Source organism: Sphingomonas sp. DMC8 (assembly GCF_056314185.1).
Map to the genome: position 1 here is coordinate 37,308 of NZ_JBQUYV010000005.1, position 14,787 is coordinate 52,094.

Consider the following 14,787-nt stretch of genomic DNA (forward strand, 5'->3'; position numbering starts at 1 on the left):
TCGATCATCTAACGACGTGCCCCCCCGAAATCCGCACCATCTTCGTCCAATCGGTCACGAATTTTTTTATAGGCGCGTTGCAGCAGCTTCTCGACGCCGCTCACGCTAATTCCGAGCTGATCGGCGATCGCGCGCTGGGAATGGCCCTCCAGGCGGAACATGCGCAACGCCGTCGCCATGCGTTCGGGCATTTCCTCGATGGTTTCCTGCACGGTCTGCCAATCGCTCGCGGCGACCAGCGCCCGTTCCGCATCGGGCAGTTCCTCGGCGCCGGGCTGGCCGTCGAGCCACACCGCGTCGCGGGTGCTGCGGCGATGCGCGGCGATGCGGCGATCGGTCGCCAGATTGGCCGCCACGCGATAGAGAAAGGCGGCCGGCTGGGCGATCGGCTGCTGCGCGAGCTGGTCGATCCGCATCCACATGTCCTGCAATGCGTCTTCGGCATCGTCGCGATTGCCCAGTCGCGCGGCGAGCAGCCGCAACAGCATGGGGCGCTGCGCAAGAAACACCGCCTTTAACCCGGCGTCCGTCACCGAACTCTCGTCTCCCGAGGCCGGTCAGGCGGGAAATGCCAGACCTGCTGCTGCAGCCATGTCCGCGATTGGCAGCGTACGCAATAGGTTGGCCTCGCGAATTCGCGCCGCAGCGATGCTATCGTGCGGGCGAAGCCCCGCGCCGGGATGGCACATCACCAGATGGTGGGCGCCGGGACGCCGCAAAAAGCGGGGGAACAGCACGGCATAGTCGCCGGCGAAATCATAATGACCGGCAAAGCTGTCATTGGTCCGCAGCCCCAGGGCAGCGGCTGCGCGGCGCAGGCGGCGGCAATGCCATGCGCTGCCTATCGCCTTTCCCGGAAACGGCCGCCGGAGCATCGCGCCGATGCGATCGGTGCAATCGCGGATCCAGGCGCGCGGCGCGCGGTCGGCAACTTCGGTAAGCACCAGATCGCGAATGCCGGGCAGCGCATGGGCATGCTGGTGCCCGTCGACAAAATCGGGCGCGCGGCCCATCGCGGCTTCGAAGGCGTCGAACTGGGCGGAAATTTCGATGGCGATTTCGACCAGTTGCAACTGCCAGCGGCCTGCCTTGCGTGTCAGCGGATCGATGTCTGGCAAAATGCCGCCGGGGGCCGTCTCGGCCATGGCCGTGATCGGCGCTTCCCCGGTCAATGTCAGGTGCAGGCCGATTTCGACCTGCGCGGGCAGGTCGGCGAGCAGGCGGCTGTCTTTCCGCCAGCCGGGCATCACCGCCATGCAACTGATGGCGTTGACCTTGCCCGCGCTGGCGAGCCCGGCAATGGCCCGGCTGATTTCGGGGGAATAGGCGAAATCGTCAGCGCACAGCGTGAGACGTGGCAAGAACCGGGCTTTCGATGGTCTGATATTGCCGTTCGCGGATGCGATGGCTGAGCAGGCGGCGCTGGCGCAGGCGGCCGGCCAGAAAGCGATAGAAGAACCAGTCACCGGCCCACGGCGCCACGGCGCTGTACAGCAGCCGCTCGACCAGCGTCCAACGGATGGAATCGCGGTCGCGCTCGCGCAGGGAGGGCATACACCACAGCGCCTCGGCATAGCCCATGCTGCCCTTGCGCATCATGCGGTGGATGACTTCATGGTCTTCCAGCACGAAATTCCAGCGGGCCATGTCAAACCCGCCCGCGTCGCGCAGGCTCTGCGTGCAAAAGGCCTGGCCGGCGCCGCCCGTGTGCGACTGGCGCGGCATCAACCGCGCTGCGGCGAGGATCGTCGCTGCCCGGCGCAAGCGCGCAAAGTCGCTCATCGACGGGTCGATATAATAGGCGCCCGCAACCACATGGCCCGGCCGACGCAGCACCTGCTCGGCCATCGCCAGATAATGCCGGGGGTACCAGGTGTCGGCATCGCAGGTAGCGACCCAGCGCGTGCGGACCCAGCTGAGGCCGGTACGCAGCGCCGCCACCTTGCCGATGGTCCGTTCGGTAATCAGCAGATAGTCGAGGCCATGGGCGCGGCAGGCCGCCTCGGCCACCGCCTTGCTGTCATCGGTCGAGCCATTGTCTATCAGCACCAGCGTGAAGGGCACGCTTTGCCGCGAAAGGCTTTCGATCGTGCTGGCCAGATAGTCACGCTCGTTGAAGAACGGGATCAGCACGGTCCAGTTCGGGGTGAACCGGCCATGGCCATCTCCGAAGCGATCCTCCGAAAGATCCAGATACATGCGCCCAACATCGTCCCAAAGTCATTCGGTCGGGCGGGGCGTTTTAGGCAAAGCGAAGGCGTACGCGGCCGCAAGCGTGTTGCGGCCGCGCGCCTGGTCTCCGGCGCCGATTTCCCCACCCGCTACATTGACGATGCAGTCGCGCGGGAACCGCAGCGGCGGGTGCGAAAAAGTTTTCGAAAAGATTAAGGGCGGGGCCTTCGCCCGTCAGACGCCGCCCCCGCGAGGCGCGTTATCTTACGCCGAAATCATAGACCCGGGCGGTCATTGCGCCACCCGGTGCGCCGGCCAGCGAGTAGAGAAAGCCATATTGCCCCTTGCCCAGCGGCGCCTTGGGCGTGACGCGATAGACGCCCGGGCGGACCATTTCATAGCCGAAGGCGATGCGGTCCTTGTCCATAACGCCGGTCTTGGCGCCGGCGATATTGGCACTGCCGACCCGTGCTTCGCGGCGGCCCTTCTTCTCCATCAGCGCGACCAGCGAGAATTCGGCCGGGCTTTTCACGACCGACGCACTGCCCGCCAGCCAGGTCGAGGATTGCATCGCCGTGCCGGGATTGGAGTCGTCGAAGAAGAAATAGAAGACCGGGTTGCCGACCGTCGTAACGGGTGCTTCGCTGCCCGGGATAGCCGCCTTGATGCTCATCGAGGCGATGCCGCCCGTCAAGGCATAGCCGAAAATACCGCCGGTTTTGGCCTGGTTCGACACCGTCGCCTGGATCGGCATCATCTTCGCGCCCGCGCCTTCGCCGGAAAGAACATATACGCCCGACGGGTGCGCCACCATCGGATCGGGCGAATCGAGCGACATGCTGGGCGTCGCCGTGGCGCCCGATGCGCTGACCATCGCGGCGATCACCGGGCCGGACAGCCCCTTCTGCTTCAGCGCGAGGATGGTCGCGGTCGAGGTGTCGAAGCGCGACGGCGACGTCTTGATCTTCGCGACCAGGACTTCATCGGGAAGTCCCGCTGCAGTCAGTGCCAGAATCGTGTCGTTGGTCAGCACTTCCTGCGTGGCAGCAGCGGTTTGCGCCATTGCGGCGGGCGCCGCGGCGAGCGTCAGCGCACTGGCGAGCAGTCGAACGAAATACATGTGTAAAAAATCCCCCTGTTGCGAGCGATAATTGCCTCCCCCGAGGCAATCCGGTTCACCATCGGTACGATTAAACGGCCCATAGCGCGCTGTCGATACTTGGAATGCGCCCGTTTTGATGCTTCCGGTCAGCGATCCTGATGTGTCGATGCTTCGCTCGTTGCGGCACGGAGCAGCTCGCCGACCAGTTTATTGGGGAAGCGCCGGTCGAGCGTGACTGCGTAGAAGCTCTCCGACAATTGCGGCAACCGCACCAGTTCCACCAGTGTTCCCGCCGCCAGCTCGTCGCGCACCACGATCGGCGGCAGCACCGCGAGCCCCACGCCCGCGCGCGCCATCAGGCGGAGCATCGCCATGTCCTCGACTTCGGCGGCGATCTGCGGCCGCACCTCCAGCCCGGCGGCAAGTGCGTCGAAGCCGGTGCGCACGCTGCTGTCTGCGGTCGGCAGCACCAGCGGGTGGCGGCCTAGCAGGGTCGCAAGGGAAGCATCGCCTTGCGCCATGCCCGGGCGGGCGACGAGGCTGACCGGCTGCTCCGCCAGCTTGTGGGCAAGAAAGGGCGTGATCGCATCGCGGGCCGGGGGCTGGTTTGCGAGCACCACGTCAAGCTGCAGCGCCGCCAGCGCCTGCATCAGCTCTGCCGCGCTGCCCGAGCGCAGGATGAGCTCGACATCCGTGCGATGGAGCAGCGGCTGGACAAAACCGATCTGGAAGTTGCGCGACAGCGTCGCGAGCGCGCCGATGCGGACCGCCTGGCGCGCGCGCCCGGTTTCGCGCAGCACGTCGAGCAATTCGTCGCCGGTCGCGAAAATCGCATCGGCATGGTCGAGTGTGATCCGCCCCGCCTCGGTTAGCACCAGGCGGCGCCCTTCACGCTCGAACAGCGGGTGTCCCAACCGGTCCTCCAGCTTGCGAATCTGGGTCGACAGCGCCGATTGCGAGACATTGAGCCGCGCCGCCGTGCGGGTGAGGTTCCCGTCATGCGCCACCGCCCAGAAATAGCGGAGGTGGTTGTAGTTCAGCTCGCTCATTCGTTCTTTTAAACAGAACGAAAAAGCACAAACAATGAATTTTTATCGCGCATTGCCGGTCGCTACCTGCGGTTTGTTGCCAGGGAGAAATGATCGCGTGATGCAGTGGATGATACTCGATGCCGGACCGCTGGCGCTGCTGGGTGCGGCCATAGCGGCAGGGCTGGGGCCGCAGCAGCGGCCGCGCCTTACACTGGGGCTGGTTTCGGGCGCGACGCTGGTTGCCCTGGCGGCGGCGCTGGCGGGGCTGGTGATGCTGGTGCTGCATGGCCCGGCAACGCTGCCATTGCCCGGCGGGGCTGGCAGGGTCTTCGCTGCGCGCGTCGATGCGGTGAGCGTCACCATGGCGCTGCTCGTCGCCTTTGTCGGCTGGGTCGTGGTGCGGTACGCCCGCACCTATCTGGATGGCGAGGCGCGGCAGGGCGCCTTTGCCGCATGGCTGGCGGCGACGCTGGCCAGTGTGCTGCTGCTGGTGACGGCGGGCACGCTGATCCAGCTGGTGCTGGCCTGGATCGCCACGGGGCAAGGACTCCACCGGCTGCTGCTCTTTTACGCCGAGCGCCCGGCTGCACGGCGCGCGGCGCGTAAAAAGGCGCTGAGCGGCGGTATTGCCGACCTGTTCCTGATCGCCGCGGTCGTGCTGCTTTGGCAAGGCCATGGCACGGTCGACATCGCGACGATCCTCGCCGATCTGCGCGCCGGGAACGCGCCCCATGGCACCGCGCTTGCGGCCTGGGCAGTCGCCATCGCGGCGATGATCAAGTCGGCGCAATTCCCGCTCCATGGCTGGCTGACCGAAGTGATGGAAGCGCCGACGCCGGTGTCCGCGCTGCTCCACGCCGGAGTCATCAATGCCGGCGGCTTTCTGCTGATCCGCCTGGCCGATCTGGTGCTGGCGGCGCCGTCGGCAATGGCGCTGCTGGTGGTGGTGGGCGGCTTCACGGCGCTGTTCGGCAGTCTCGTGCTGCCGACCCAGCCGGCAGTGAAGACGTCGCTGGCATGGTCGACGATCGCCCAGATGGGCTTCATGGTCATGCAATGCGGGCTCGGGCTGTTCGCGCTCGCGCTGCTGCACATCGTCGCGCATTCGCTCTACAAGGCGCATGCCTTCCTCGCCTCGGGCGGGGCGGTGGAGCGGATCGCGGCGGCGCGGCGACTGGGCCCCGTCGCCCGTCCGGATGGCACGGCCGTGCTGCTGTCGCTGTTCGGCGCGAGTGTGATCTATGGCGCGCTCGCGATCGCGTTGCAGGCGTGGAACAAGCCGCCCCAGGCGGTGGCGCTGGGTGCAGTGCTGGTGTTCGGCGTCGCCTATCTGATCGTGCAGGGCATGAGCCCCGCTGCGCCCCGGCCGCTGATGCAGCGGACGCTGGGTTTCGCCATCATCGCCACGGCCGCCTATTTCTCGCTGCACACGATCGCGGATCACATGACGTCGGCAACGCTGCCGCCCGTGCCGGCGCCGGGGCCGCTCGGCTGGGTGCTGCTGGTGGGCATGCTGGTCAGCTTCGGCGGCATCGCTGTCGCCCAGGCGCTGCTGCCGCTGTGGCGCGAGCATCCGCTGGCCCGGGTGGTCCGCGTCCATCTTGCCAACGGACTTTATGTCAACGCGCTGGTTGACCGGATTACCGGCGGCCGCAAGCTTCGGAAGGCCTGATCCATGTATCGTCCCGCTTTTGCGCCCCCCGCCGAAGTCACGGCGCCCTATATCGCCCGGGTCCATGCAGCGGCCGACGCTGCTGGCCGAGCCATTCCGCCGCTCTGGCCGCTGGCCACCAGCGTCGCGGTCAACCCCTTTCTCGGCCATGGCGACCGCGGCCTTGCGGCGACATCGGCATGGCTGGCCCGCACCGGCGGTGCGGCGGCGACCATGCCGCTCGACTGGTATCGGGCACAGCTGGCGAGCGGCGCGATCACCGAAGCCGATCTGCGCGCGGCCTGGGCGGCAACGCCCGAGGATGCGCGGCCGGCGGCGCCCGACGCACTGATGGCGATGCTCGACGCGCCGCAGGCGCCGGCCTCGGCGCTTCCCACGCTCGCCGATCTTGCCGCGAATGCGACCGGCACCGACTGGCCCGCGATCCTCGCCGATGCGATCGGCGGCTGGGCGGGCAGCTTCTTCGATGCGGGACAGGCGCTCTGGGCGTTGCCGCACGGGCAGAGCGCCTATGTGAGCTGGCGCGAGGTGGCGGTGCATGACCGCACGCCCGAGCTGCACGGTCTCAAGGGCTTTCGCAGCTTCGTCGCCGCGGCGCCGGCCCATGCGCAGGACGCCCTGGCCGTCAGCGCCGCCCGGCTGGGCGTGCCGGCGGAGGGGCTGCAGCTCTATTTCGAACGGCTGTTGATGGGGATGGGCGGCTGGAGCCAGCTGGCCCGCTACCAGCAGTGGCAGGCCGAACTGGCCCGCGAGCGCAAGGACGTGCTGGCCGAACTGCTCGCTATCCGCCTGCTCTGGGAAGAGGCGCTGTGGACCTTGGGCAGCGACGGCTTGCGCGAAGGCTGGGCGGAAGCCGTTGGCGGCTATGCTGCGCCGATCGTTCCGACGCGCGAGCAGAACCTTGCCGCGCTGCTGCAACACGCCAGCGAGCTTGCCGAGCAGCGGCGCCTTGCGGAAACGCTGGCCGCCGCGCCGGCCCGGCCCGCACCGGCCGTGCCCGGCAGCGCCCAGCTGGTATTCTGCATCGATGTGCGGTCCGAAGTGATCCGCCGCGCAGTCGAGCAGGTTGCGCCCCATGTTCGCACCAGCGGCTTTGCCGGCTTTTTCGGCCTCGGCACCGCGCATCGCCCGCACGCCGCCTGCGATGCGGAACCGCGCCTGCCGGTGCTGTTGCAGCCGGCAGTCTCCAGCCGGGACGGCGGCGACGCAGCCGAGGAACGGCTGGCACAGGCGCTGGCGCGCGGCGACCGTGCCTGGGGACGGTTCAAGCAGGCGGCGGTTTCGTCCTTCGCCTTTGTCGAGGCGGCCGGGCTCGCCTATGCGGCCAAGCTGGTCAAGGACTCGCTGGGCTTGACCAAGCCCGCGTCGGGCGCCGCGCCGGTGCCGCAGTTCGATCCGCCGCTGCCGCTGGGGGCGCGCGTCGATGCGGCCGAGCGCATCCTGCGCGCGATGTCGCTCACGCACGATCTCCCGGACCTGCTGGTGCTGGTGGGGCACGGGGCGGGCGTGACCAACAATCTCCACGCCAGCGCGCTGCAATGCGGCGCCTGTGGCGGCCATTCGGGCGCGGTCAATGCGCGGCTGGTCGCGGGGCTGCTGGAGGACAGGGCGGTGCGGGTCGGGCTTGCCGAACGCGGCATCGTGCTGCCGGCCAACCTGCGCGTGCTGGGCGCGGTGCACGACACGACCAGCGATGCCGTCCGCCTGTTCACCGAAGATGTGCCGGGTGCTGCGGACGACCCGCGCGTGACTGGCTTGCAGGACGCGCTGGCGCAGGCGTCGCTGCTGGCGGGCACCGAGCGGGCAGTGCGCCTGCCGCATGCAGCCGGTGCGAGCGATCTTGCCGCGCGCGGTCGCGACTGGGCAGAGGTTCGGCCCGAATGGGGGCTCGCGGGATGCAGCGCCTTTCTGGCAGCGCCCCGCGCGCGCAGCCGGGGACGCTCGCTGGGTGGCCGCTGCTTCCTCCATGACTATGACTGGCGGCAGGACCGTGACGGCAGCGTGCTCGAACTCATCCTCACCGCCCCGGTCGTGGTGGCGAGCTGGATCAGCCTGCAATATTATGGCTCCAGCGTCGCCCCCGAGCTGTTCGGCGCGGGCAACAAGCTGCTCCACAACGCCGTTGGCGGCGTGGGAGTGCTGGAGGGCAATGGCGGCGTGCTGCGGGGCGGGCTGCCCTGGCAATCGGTGCATGACGGCAATGCGCTGATGCACACGCCCTTACGGCTGACCGTGTGCATCGAGGCGCCCCGCGAGGCGATTGCTGCCGTCCTTGCCAGGCATGACGGTGTCCGCGGGCTGCTCGACAACCATTGGCTGCACCTGCTGGTGCTCGACGATATGGGGCGGCCGGCGTGGCGCTATGCGCGCGGCCTGCAATGGGTGGCGGCATGAAGATCCGCAGCGATCTCGACGTGCGGCTCCGCGCCGCGCGCGAGCCCGAAGTCGAACTGGCGGCGATCGAGCGCCGGATCGACTGGCTGCTGGCACATCCTGGGACAAGCGCTTGGCTGCGACAGGCACTCACCAGCGCAAAGGCGGAAGACCCGGTTGCCGTATCGAACGATGTCGAACTGCTCCGCCATCTGCTGGTCCCGCGGGCGGTGGCCCATGCGATCCTTGCGGCGCGCTGAAACCCCTCAGGCCGGCTCAGGCTGTTTCGCCGCCAGCGCTTCGGTGAAGCGTCTGAGCCACCACATCACATCCTGTTCGTCGACGCCGGCCTTCAGCGCCTGCCAGCGGGCGATGCGTTCTTCCAGCGGCATGGTGAGCGCCTGGCAGATCGCGTCTGCCAGTTCCTCGGCGCTATAGGGATTGACCAGCAGCGCCTGCTCCATCTGTATCGCCGCGCCGGCGAATTTCGACAGGATCAGCACGCCGGGGTCTTTGGGGTCCTGCGCCGCGACATATTCCTTCGCCACCAGGTTCATTCCGTCGCGCAGGGGCGTGACCAGCCCGATCCGCGCGGCGCGATACACGCCCGCCAGCACGTCGCGCGGATAGCCCTGGTTGACATAGCGCAGCGGCACCCAGTCGAGATCGGCATGGGCGCCGTTGATCTTGCCCGACAGTCCCTCCAGCGTGTTGCGGATGCGCTGATAGCTTTCCACCGACGCGCGCGAGGGCGGCGCGATCTGCAGCAGAAACACTTCCTTGCGCTGTTCGGGATAGGTGGTGAGAAACCGCTCATAGCCCTGGAACCGCTCTTCCAGCCCCTTGGAATAATCGAGCCGGTCGACGCCGACGATCATCGCCCGGTCGCCCGCGCTGCTGCGCATCTGGGCATAGCTTTCCTGCGCCCGCTCGCTTTGCGCCAGCGCTTCGAACGCCTTCGCATCGATGCCGATCGGGCAGGCGATCAGCTGCACGCTCTTCAGCCCGATGCGCAGCACGCCATTGGGCGCCACCACCGCTTCCATCTCGGCGCGGGCGAAGTCGATGAAGGACTCCATCCACTCCTCGGTATGGAAGCCGATCACGTCATAGGCGAACAGCGTTTCGATCAGCTCGTGTGCCTGGGGCAGGCTGGAGAGCAGGCGGCGCGGCGGCCACGGAATGTGGAGGAAGAAGCCGATGCGGTTTTCCCTGCATCCGCGCCGGCGCAGTTCCTGGCCCAGCGGGAACATGTGGTAATCCTGCACCCACACCACATCGTCGGGTTCGATCAGCGGGCGGACGGTCTCGGCGAAGCGTTCGTTCACGCGCTGATAGCCCCCGGCAAAGCCGCGCTCATATTCCGCCAGGTCGATGCGGTAATGGAACAGCGGCCACAGCGTGCGGTTGGCGTAGCCGTTATAATATTCCTCGATATCCTGTTCCTCGAGGTCGACCGTGGCGGTGGTGACGCCTTCGCGGCGCTGCATGCTGATCTGGCCGGTGAACTGGTCGGTCTGTTCCCCCGACCAGCCGAACCAGATGCCGCCATTTTCGCGCAGCGCCGCCGCCAGCGCGACGGCAAGCCCGCCCTGCGCGCCGGAGTTGGAGCCATCGGGCGCGCTGACGCGGTTGGAAATGACGATCAGGCGGCTCAACGGATGGCACTCCAGGGCTTGCTCAGCAGGACGGCACAATTGATCATGCCCACCAGCGAATAGGTTTGCGGATAGTTTCCCCACAGCACGCCGCTTACGGGATCGATGTCTTCGGAAAGCAGGCCCGCGGCGGTGCGGCGCGTCAGCATTTCCTCGAACAATTGGCGCGCATCATCGGTGCGGCCGGTAAAGTGCAGCGCCTCGATCAGCCAGAAGGTGCAGACATTGAACGCCGTTTCGGGCAGCCCGAAATCATCCTCGGTGTCGTAGCGCAGCATCGTCGATCCGCGCCGCAGCCCCGCTTCCACTGCCGACAAGGTTCCGAGAAAGCGCGGGTCGTCCGGCGCGAGGAAGCGCATCTCCAGCAGCTGGATCAGGCTGGCGTCGAGATCGTCGCCGGAAAAGGTGGCCGAAAGCCGCTCGCTGTCCGGCCGCCAGGCGCGCTCGATAATGGTCGCGCGGATGCGGTCGGCGCGGTCCTGCCAGAAGGTGCAGCGCTCCTCCAGCCCCAGCGCCTGCGCGGCATTGGCCAGCCGGTCGCATGCCGCCCAGCACATCGCCACCGAATAGGTGTGGACGCTCTGCCGCGTGCGCAGCTCCCAAAGCCCGGCATCGGGCTGGTCGTGCATTGCCCAGGCGCGCTCGCCGATCCGTTCGAGTGCCTCGAAATCCTCGGTGCCGGCGACGCGGTAGAGCCGCTGGTCGAAAAAGGCCTGGACGTTCGACAGGATGATCTGGCCATAGGCGTCGTGCTGGACCTGTTCATAGGCCTGGTTGCCGACGCGCACCGGCCCCATGCCGCGATAGCCCGCAAGGCCGGGTGCCACGCGCTCTTCCAGCGTCGCTTCGCCCAGCACGCCGTACAGCGGCTGGATATGGCCGCCGCGCGACTGGTCGACGATGTTGCGCAGATAGCCGAGATAGGCCTCCAGCACATCGAGCGCGCCGAGCCGGTTGAGCGCCTGCACCGTGTAATAGGCATCGCGGATCCAGCAGTAGCGATAGTCCCAGTTGCGCTGGGAATCGGCATGTTCGGGGATCGAAGTGGTCAGCGCGGCAACGATCGCGCCGGTTTCTTCATGCTGGCACAGCTTCAGCGCAATGGCCGAGCGGATCACCACTTCCTGCCATTCGAGCGGAATGGCGAGGCCGCGCACCCAATGCTGCCATTCGCCCAGCGTGTGCCGCAGCATCGCCTCGATCGTCTCGGCAACGTCGCCGCTGAAGCTTTCGTCCGGCCCAAGGAAGAAGTGGAGCGGCCGCTCCACGCGGAACGGCCGTTCCTCGTCCACCATCCCCACCGGCGCGGTGGTGGTGAGCCGCAGCGCCAGCGGCTCGACCAGGAAGCGGAGATGGTTCGACCCGCCGATCCGCCGCGTGCAGGCATCGCCCCAGCCGCAGGTCGGGCGCAGCTTCACCCGAATGCGCGGACTGCCCGATACCGGCCTGACGATGCGCGCGAACGCGACCGGGCGATAGACGCGGCCCATCCGCTGGAAGCGCGGGCAGAAATCGATCACTTCGATCGCGTTGCCCGCGCCGTCGCTGTGGCGGCTGATAAGGACGGGGGCGTTGCGGGCATAATGCTGCTCGACCTGCGTGCCGCCTTCGAGCTCGATCGCCCAATAGCCGATCTCCGGTTCATCGCCGCCGACCAGCGCCGAGAACAGCGGATCGCCATCGACACGCGGAACGCAGCCCCACACGAACCGACCGGCGCGGTCGACCAGCGCGCTCACCTGGCAATTGCCGATCGGCCACAGGTCCAGATCGTTCATGCGTCGACCCCGGCGGCGGTGGCGAGCCAGTCGAGCACGGCACCGACATCGTCGATCCGGTAGCGCGCATGGGTGGGGCGGGGCGGGCCGACCAGCACGCCGGCACCGCCCAGCGCAGCCACGGCGGCAAAGCCGGGTTCGTCGGTCACGTCATCACCCAGGAATATGGGACGGCCGACGGCGAAGTGGGGATCGGCCATCAGCGCGCGGATCGCATTGCCCTTGTCGCCGCCGGGCGCGCGGACCTCGACCATCATCTTGCCGTGCTGAAGATACAGGCCATGCGCCGCCGCCAGCCGCGCGCCCAGCGCGATGGCGTCGGCTTCGTGCTCCGGCACCGTGCGATAGTGCAGGCCCGCTCCCAGCGGCTTGTCTTCCAGCAGGATGCCGGGCCGACTGGCGGCGAAGGCGTTCATTTCCGCCAGTGCCTCGGCAAGGGCGGCAGGGCGCTCGACGATCTGGCGTCGCCCGTCGGACCAGCGAAACTCCATACCGTGGCTGCCCACAACCAGCGGCGGCCGTTCGCCGAACAGCGCCGCCAGCGGCTCGGCAGGGCGTCCGCTGACCAGCGCGACCCGGCCGTCCAGCCGTTCCTCTATCGCGCGGGTGAGCGCCACCAGCGCCGCATCGACGACAACGGCGTCCGGGCTGTCGGCAAGTTCGACCAGCGTTCCGTCGAAATCGAGGAACAGGCTGGCATGGTCGAGCAGGTCCGCCGACGGCGGCATCAGCAGGTTCTGGTCCCGATCGGGCATGAATCTCCTCGCCACGGGCGCGAGAAGAAGCGTGCGCCCGGCGAGGTTCGTTACGCGCGCACGCCCGTTCCGTTCCCCGGCCCGTCGCTTTCTTGCTGCACCTGCTCAGCCGGCGGAGCGGGGGAGAAGCGCAGCGACAGGCCGTGATACAGCCGTTCCTTCGACACGAGCTGGGCCGTGAAATCGGCGATCAGCGCGGCAGCGAGCAAGGGCAGCATCAGCCCGCGGCTGCCGGTCGTCTCGGCAATGATGATAACGGCGGTCAGCGGCGCGCGGACCACGCCGGTGAAGTAGGCGACCATGCCCAGCAGCACGATCGCGCCGCCGGCCGCGTGCGGGAAGAGCGGCCGTACCAGGTCGCCCACGCCCGCCCCAACCGACAGCGATGGCGCGAAAATGCCACCCGGTATGCCGGCAATGGCGGTGGAAAGCGTCGCGGCGAATTTGGCGGGGGCGTACCACCAGGGGATGTCCGCCCCCGCGATTGCCATCCGCGCAGTGGTATAGCCGGTGCCCCAGGTGAGCCCTGAGGCGACGCCGAGCAGTGCCACCATCAGCCCGCAGGCGGCGGCAAAGGCCAGCTTGCGCCGCCGTATCGCGACCAGCGGCCGCCAGTCCGATCCGCCTGCCGCCAGCATCAGTCGCGCGAACAGCCCGCCGGTCAGGCCCCCCAGCACGCCCGCCACCGGTGCCGCCACCACCGCCTGTGCCAGCGGCAGCGTATCGCGCATCACGCCGAAATAGACATAGTCGCCGGCCAGCCCCAGGCTCGTCATGCCGGCGATCAGCACCGCGGCCATCACCAGCACGGCCATGCGCTGCTCATAGGCGGCGGCGAGTTCCTCGATGGCGAAGGCGACGCCGGCCAGCGGCGTGTTGAACGCCGCCGCCACGCCTGCCGCGCCACCGGCAATAAAGACGGAGGCGCGCAGCGGAACCCGCGTCAGCCGGTGCGCATAGCCCATGATCGCCGCCGCGACCTGCACCGTCGGCCCCTCGCGGCCGGTGGAGGCGCCCACCAGCACTGCGCCGATCGTAAGCACGAGCTTGAGCAGCACGGTGCGCGCCGAGGTAAGGCTCGCCATTGCCCGATCGGGGTCGCGCGTCGCCGCCATCACCTGCGGGATGCCCGATCCGGTCGCGTCAGGGGCGAAGCGGCGGGTCGCCCAGGCAAACAGGGCGAAACCGGCCGGTGTCAGCAGCAGCGGCAGCCACCACCAGCGATGCTCGATTTCGGCAAATCGCCGCGCCGCCCAGTCGGCCGCTCCGGCAAAGGCCAGCGCCACCAGCCCGATCACGATCGCGCCGCCCATAAAGGCAACGCGGCGGCGCCATACCGGCGCAGTCGGCCCGTGGCGTCGCAGCATCGTGCGCATACGGCGGGTGGTCTGTTGGTTCATGCGCGTCCTCAGCCTGTCCCCCGGCGGCGTCTGTAGGGGGGCCGGGTCGAAAGCGCCAGCCGCTCCGGATCAGGCGAGCGGCGCCGCCCGCCGTTCGTCGCCGCGCAGGGTCAGCACTTCCACGCCGCCGGCCGTGACCGCCACCGTATGCTCGAACTGTGCCGAAAGCTTGCGATCGTTGGTCACCACCGTCCAGCCGTCGTCGAGCGTCGTCACCTTGCGGGTGCCCTGGTTGAGCATCGGCTCGATGGTGAAGACCATGCCCTCGCGCAGCATCATGCCCGTGCGGGCGCGGCCGAAATGCAGGACCGAGGGTTCCTCGTGCATCTCGCGGCCGATGCCATGGCCGCAGAACTCGCGCACCACCGTGTAGCCGTTGCGCCGGGCATGTTGCTCGATCGCATGGCCGATATCGCCCAGATAGGCGCCCGGGCGCACCTGCTCGATGCCCTTCCACATCGCTTCCTGCGTCACCCGCACCAGCCTGCGCGCGTCGGCGGAAACCGCGCCGACCATATAGGTCTTGCTCGAATCGGCGATGAAACCGTTCTTTTCCAGCGTGATGTCCAGGTTGATAATGTCGCCGTCGCGGATCACTTCGTCGGCGGCGGGGACGCCATGGCAGACGACATGGTTGATCGAGCAGTTGAGCACATAGCGAAAGCCATATTGCCCCTTGCTCGCGGGACGCGCGGCAAGATCGTGGGTGATGAAGCGCTCGACCAGGTCGTTGACCGCCATGGTGGACATGCCGGCCAGCGGCTGGCGATCGAGCATTTCGAACACCGAGGCGAGCAACTTGCCCGAGATACGCATCAGCGCGATCTCGTCGGGAGTCTTGACCAT

Annotated in this window: 13 protein-coding genes; 3 read left to right on the top strand and 10 right to left on the bottom strand. The window is 68.0% G+C overall.

What is annotated here, in order from left to right; translation table 11 throughout:
• Positions 1 to 8: 8 nt before the first annotated feature.
• The 5 genes from ACT53K_RS11420 to ACT53K_RS11440 form a co-directional block, all read right to left on the bottom strand.
• A complete protein-coding gene (locus ACT53K_RS11420) occupies positions 9 to 533 on the bottom strand; it encodes an RNA polymerase sigma factor (protein WP_476228774.1) in 525 nt (174 codons plus the stop codon).
• Between the two features lie 24 nt (positions 534 to 557).
• Positions 558 to 1,361 (bottom strand): ChbG/HpnK family deacetylase, encoded by an 804-nt coding sequence (locus tag ACT53K_RS11425; protein ID WP_476228775.1) that lies wholly within the window; start codon positions 1,359 to 1,361, stop codon positions 558 to 560.
• Entirely contained in the window at positions 1,336 to 2,199 is an 864-nt protein-coding gene (locus ACT53K_RS11430) for a glycosyltransferase family 2 protein (RefSeq protein WP_476228776.1), read from the bottom strand. The genes ACT53K_RS11425 and ACT53K_RS11430 overlap by 26 nt, the downstream gene beginning before the upstream one ends.
• Positions 2,200 to 2,431: 232 nt before the next feature.
• Positions 2,432 to 3,292: a hypothetical protein gene (locus tag ACT53K_RS11435; protein WP_476228777.1), complete on the bottom strand. Its 861-nt coding sequence runs from the start codon at positions 3,290 to 3,292 to the stop codon at positions 2,432 to 2,434.
• Between the two features lie 128 nt (positions 3,293 to 3,420).
• Entirely contained in the window at positions 3,421 to 4,323 is a 903-nt protein-coding gene (locus ACT53K_RS11440) for a LysR family transcriptional regulator (RefSeq protein WP_476228778.1), read from the bottom strand.
• A gap of 100 nt (positions 4,324 to 4,423) precedes the next feature.
• Here ACT53K_RS11440 and ACT53K_RS11445 point away from each other — a divergent pair, with 100 nt between their 5' ends.
• The 3 genes from ACT53K_RS11445 to ACT53K_RS11455 are packed head-to-tail and all read left to right on the top strand — an operon-like array spanning position 4,424 to position 8,610.
• Entirely contained in the window at positions 4,424 to 5,977 is a 1,554-nt protein-coding gene (locus ACT53K_RS11445; protein ID WP_476228779.1) for an NADH-quinone oxidoreductase subunit L, read from the top strand.
• 3 nt (positions 5,978 to 5,980) lie between these two features.
• Positions 5,981 to 8,371 carry a YbcC family protein gene (locus ACT53K_RS11450; protein ID WP_476228780.1) on the top strand — a complete coding sequence of 797 codons (2,391 nt, stop codon included), beginning with the start codon at positions 5,981 to 5,983 and terminating at the stop codon, positions 8,369 to 8,371.
• Positions 8,368 to 8,610 (top strand): hypothetical protein, encoded by a 243-nt coding sequence (locus ACT53K_RS11455; RefSeq protein ID WP_476228781.1) that lies wholly within the window; start codon positions 8,368 to 8,370, stop codon positions 8,608 to 8,610. The genes ACT53K_RS11450 and ACT53K_RS11455 overlap by 4 nt, the downstream gene beginning before the upstream one ends.
• A gap of 6 nt (positions 8,611 to 8,616) precedes the next feature.
• On the opposite strand, the gene ACT53K_RS11460 is transcribed toward ACT53K_RS11455, so the two are convergent.
• The 5 genes from ACT53K_RS11460 to map all read right to left on the bottom strand — a co-directional run bounded on the left by ACT53K_RS11460 (position 8,617) and on the right by map (position 14,787).
• Positions 8,617 to 10,008, bottom strand: a complete 1,392-nt coding sequence (locus ACT53K_RS11460; RefSeq protein WP_476228782.1) for an alpha,alpha-trehalose-phosphate synthase (UDP-forming) — start codon at positions 10,006 to 10,008, stop codon at positions 8,617 to 8,619.
• Positions 10,005 to 11,786, bottom strand: coding sequence for a glycoside hydrolase family 15 protein (locus tag ACT53K_RS11465; protein WP_476228783.1), 1,782 nt, complete (start codon positions 11,784 to 11,786; stop codon positions 10,005 to 10,007). Before ACT53K_RS11465 ends, ACT53K_RS11460 begins: the two co-directional genes overlap by 4 nt.
• On the bottom strand, positions 11,783 to 12,541 hold the full coding sequence (otsB, locus tag ACT53K_RS11470) for a trehalose-phosphatase (protein ID WP_476228784.1): 759 nt from the start codon (positions 12,539 to 12,541) through the stop codon (positions 11,783 to 11,785). The genes ACT53K_RS11465 and otsB overlap by 4 nt, the downstream gene beginning before the upstream one ends.
• A 50-nt stretch (positions 12,542 to 12,591) precedes the next feature.
• Positions 12,592 to 13,941 (bottom strand): chloride channel protein, encoded by a 1,350-nt coding sequence (locus ACT53K_RS11475; RefSeq protein WP_476228785.1) that lies wholly within the window; start codon positions 13,939 to 13,941, stop codon positions 12,592 to 12,594.
• Positions 13,942 to 14,010: 69 nt separating this feature from the next.
• Positions 14,011 to 14,787: a type I methionyl aminopeptidase gene (gene map, locus ACT53K_RS11480; RefSeq protein ID WP_476228786.1), complete on the bottom strand. Its 777-nt coding sequence runs from the start codon at positions 14,785 to 14,787 to the stop codon at positions 14,011 to 14,013.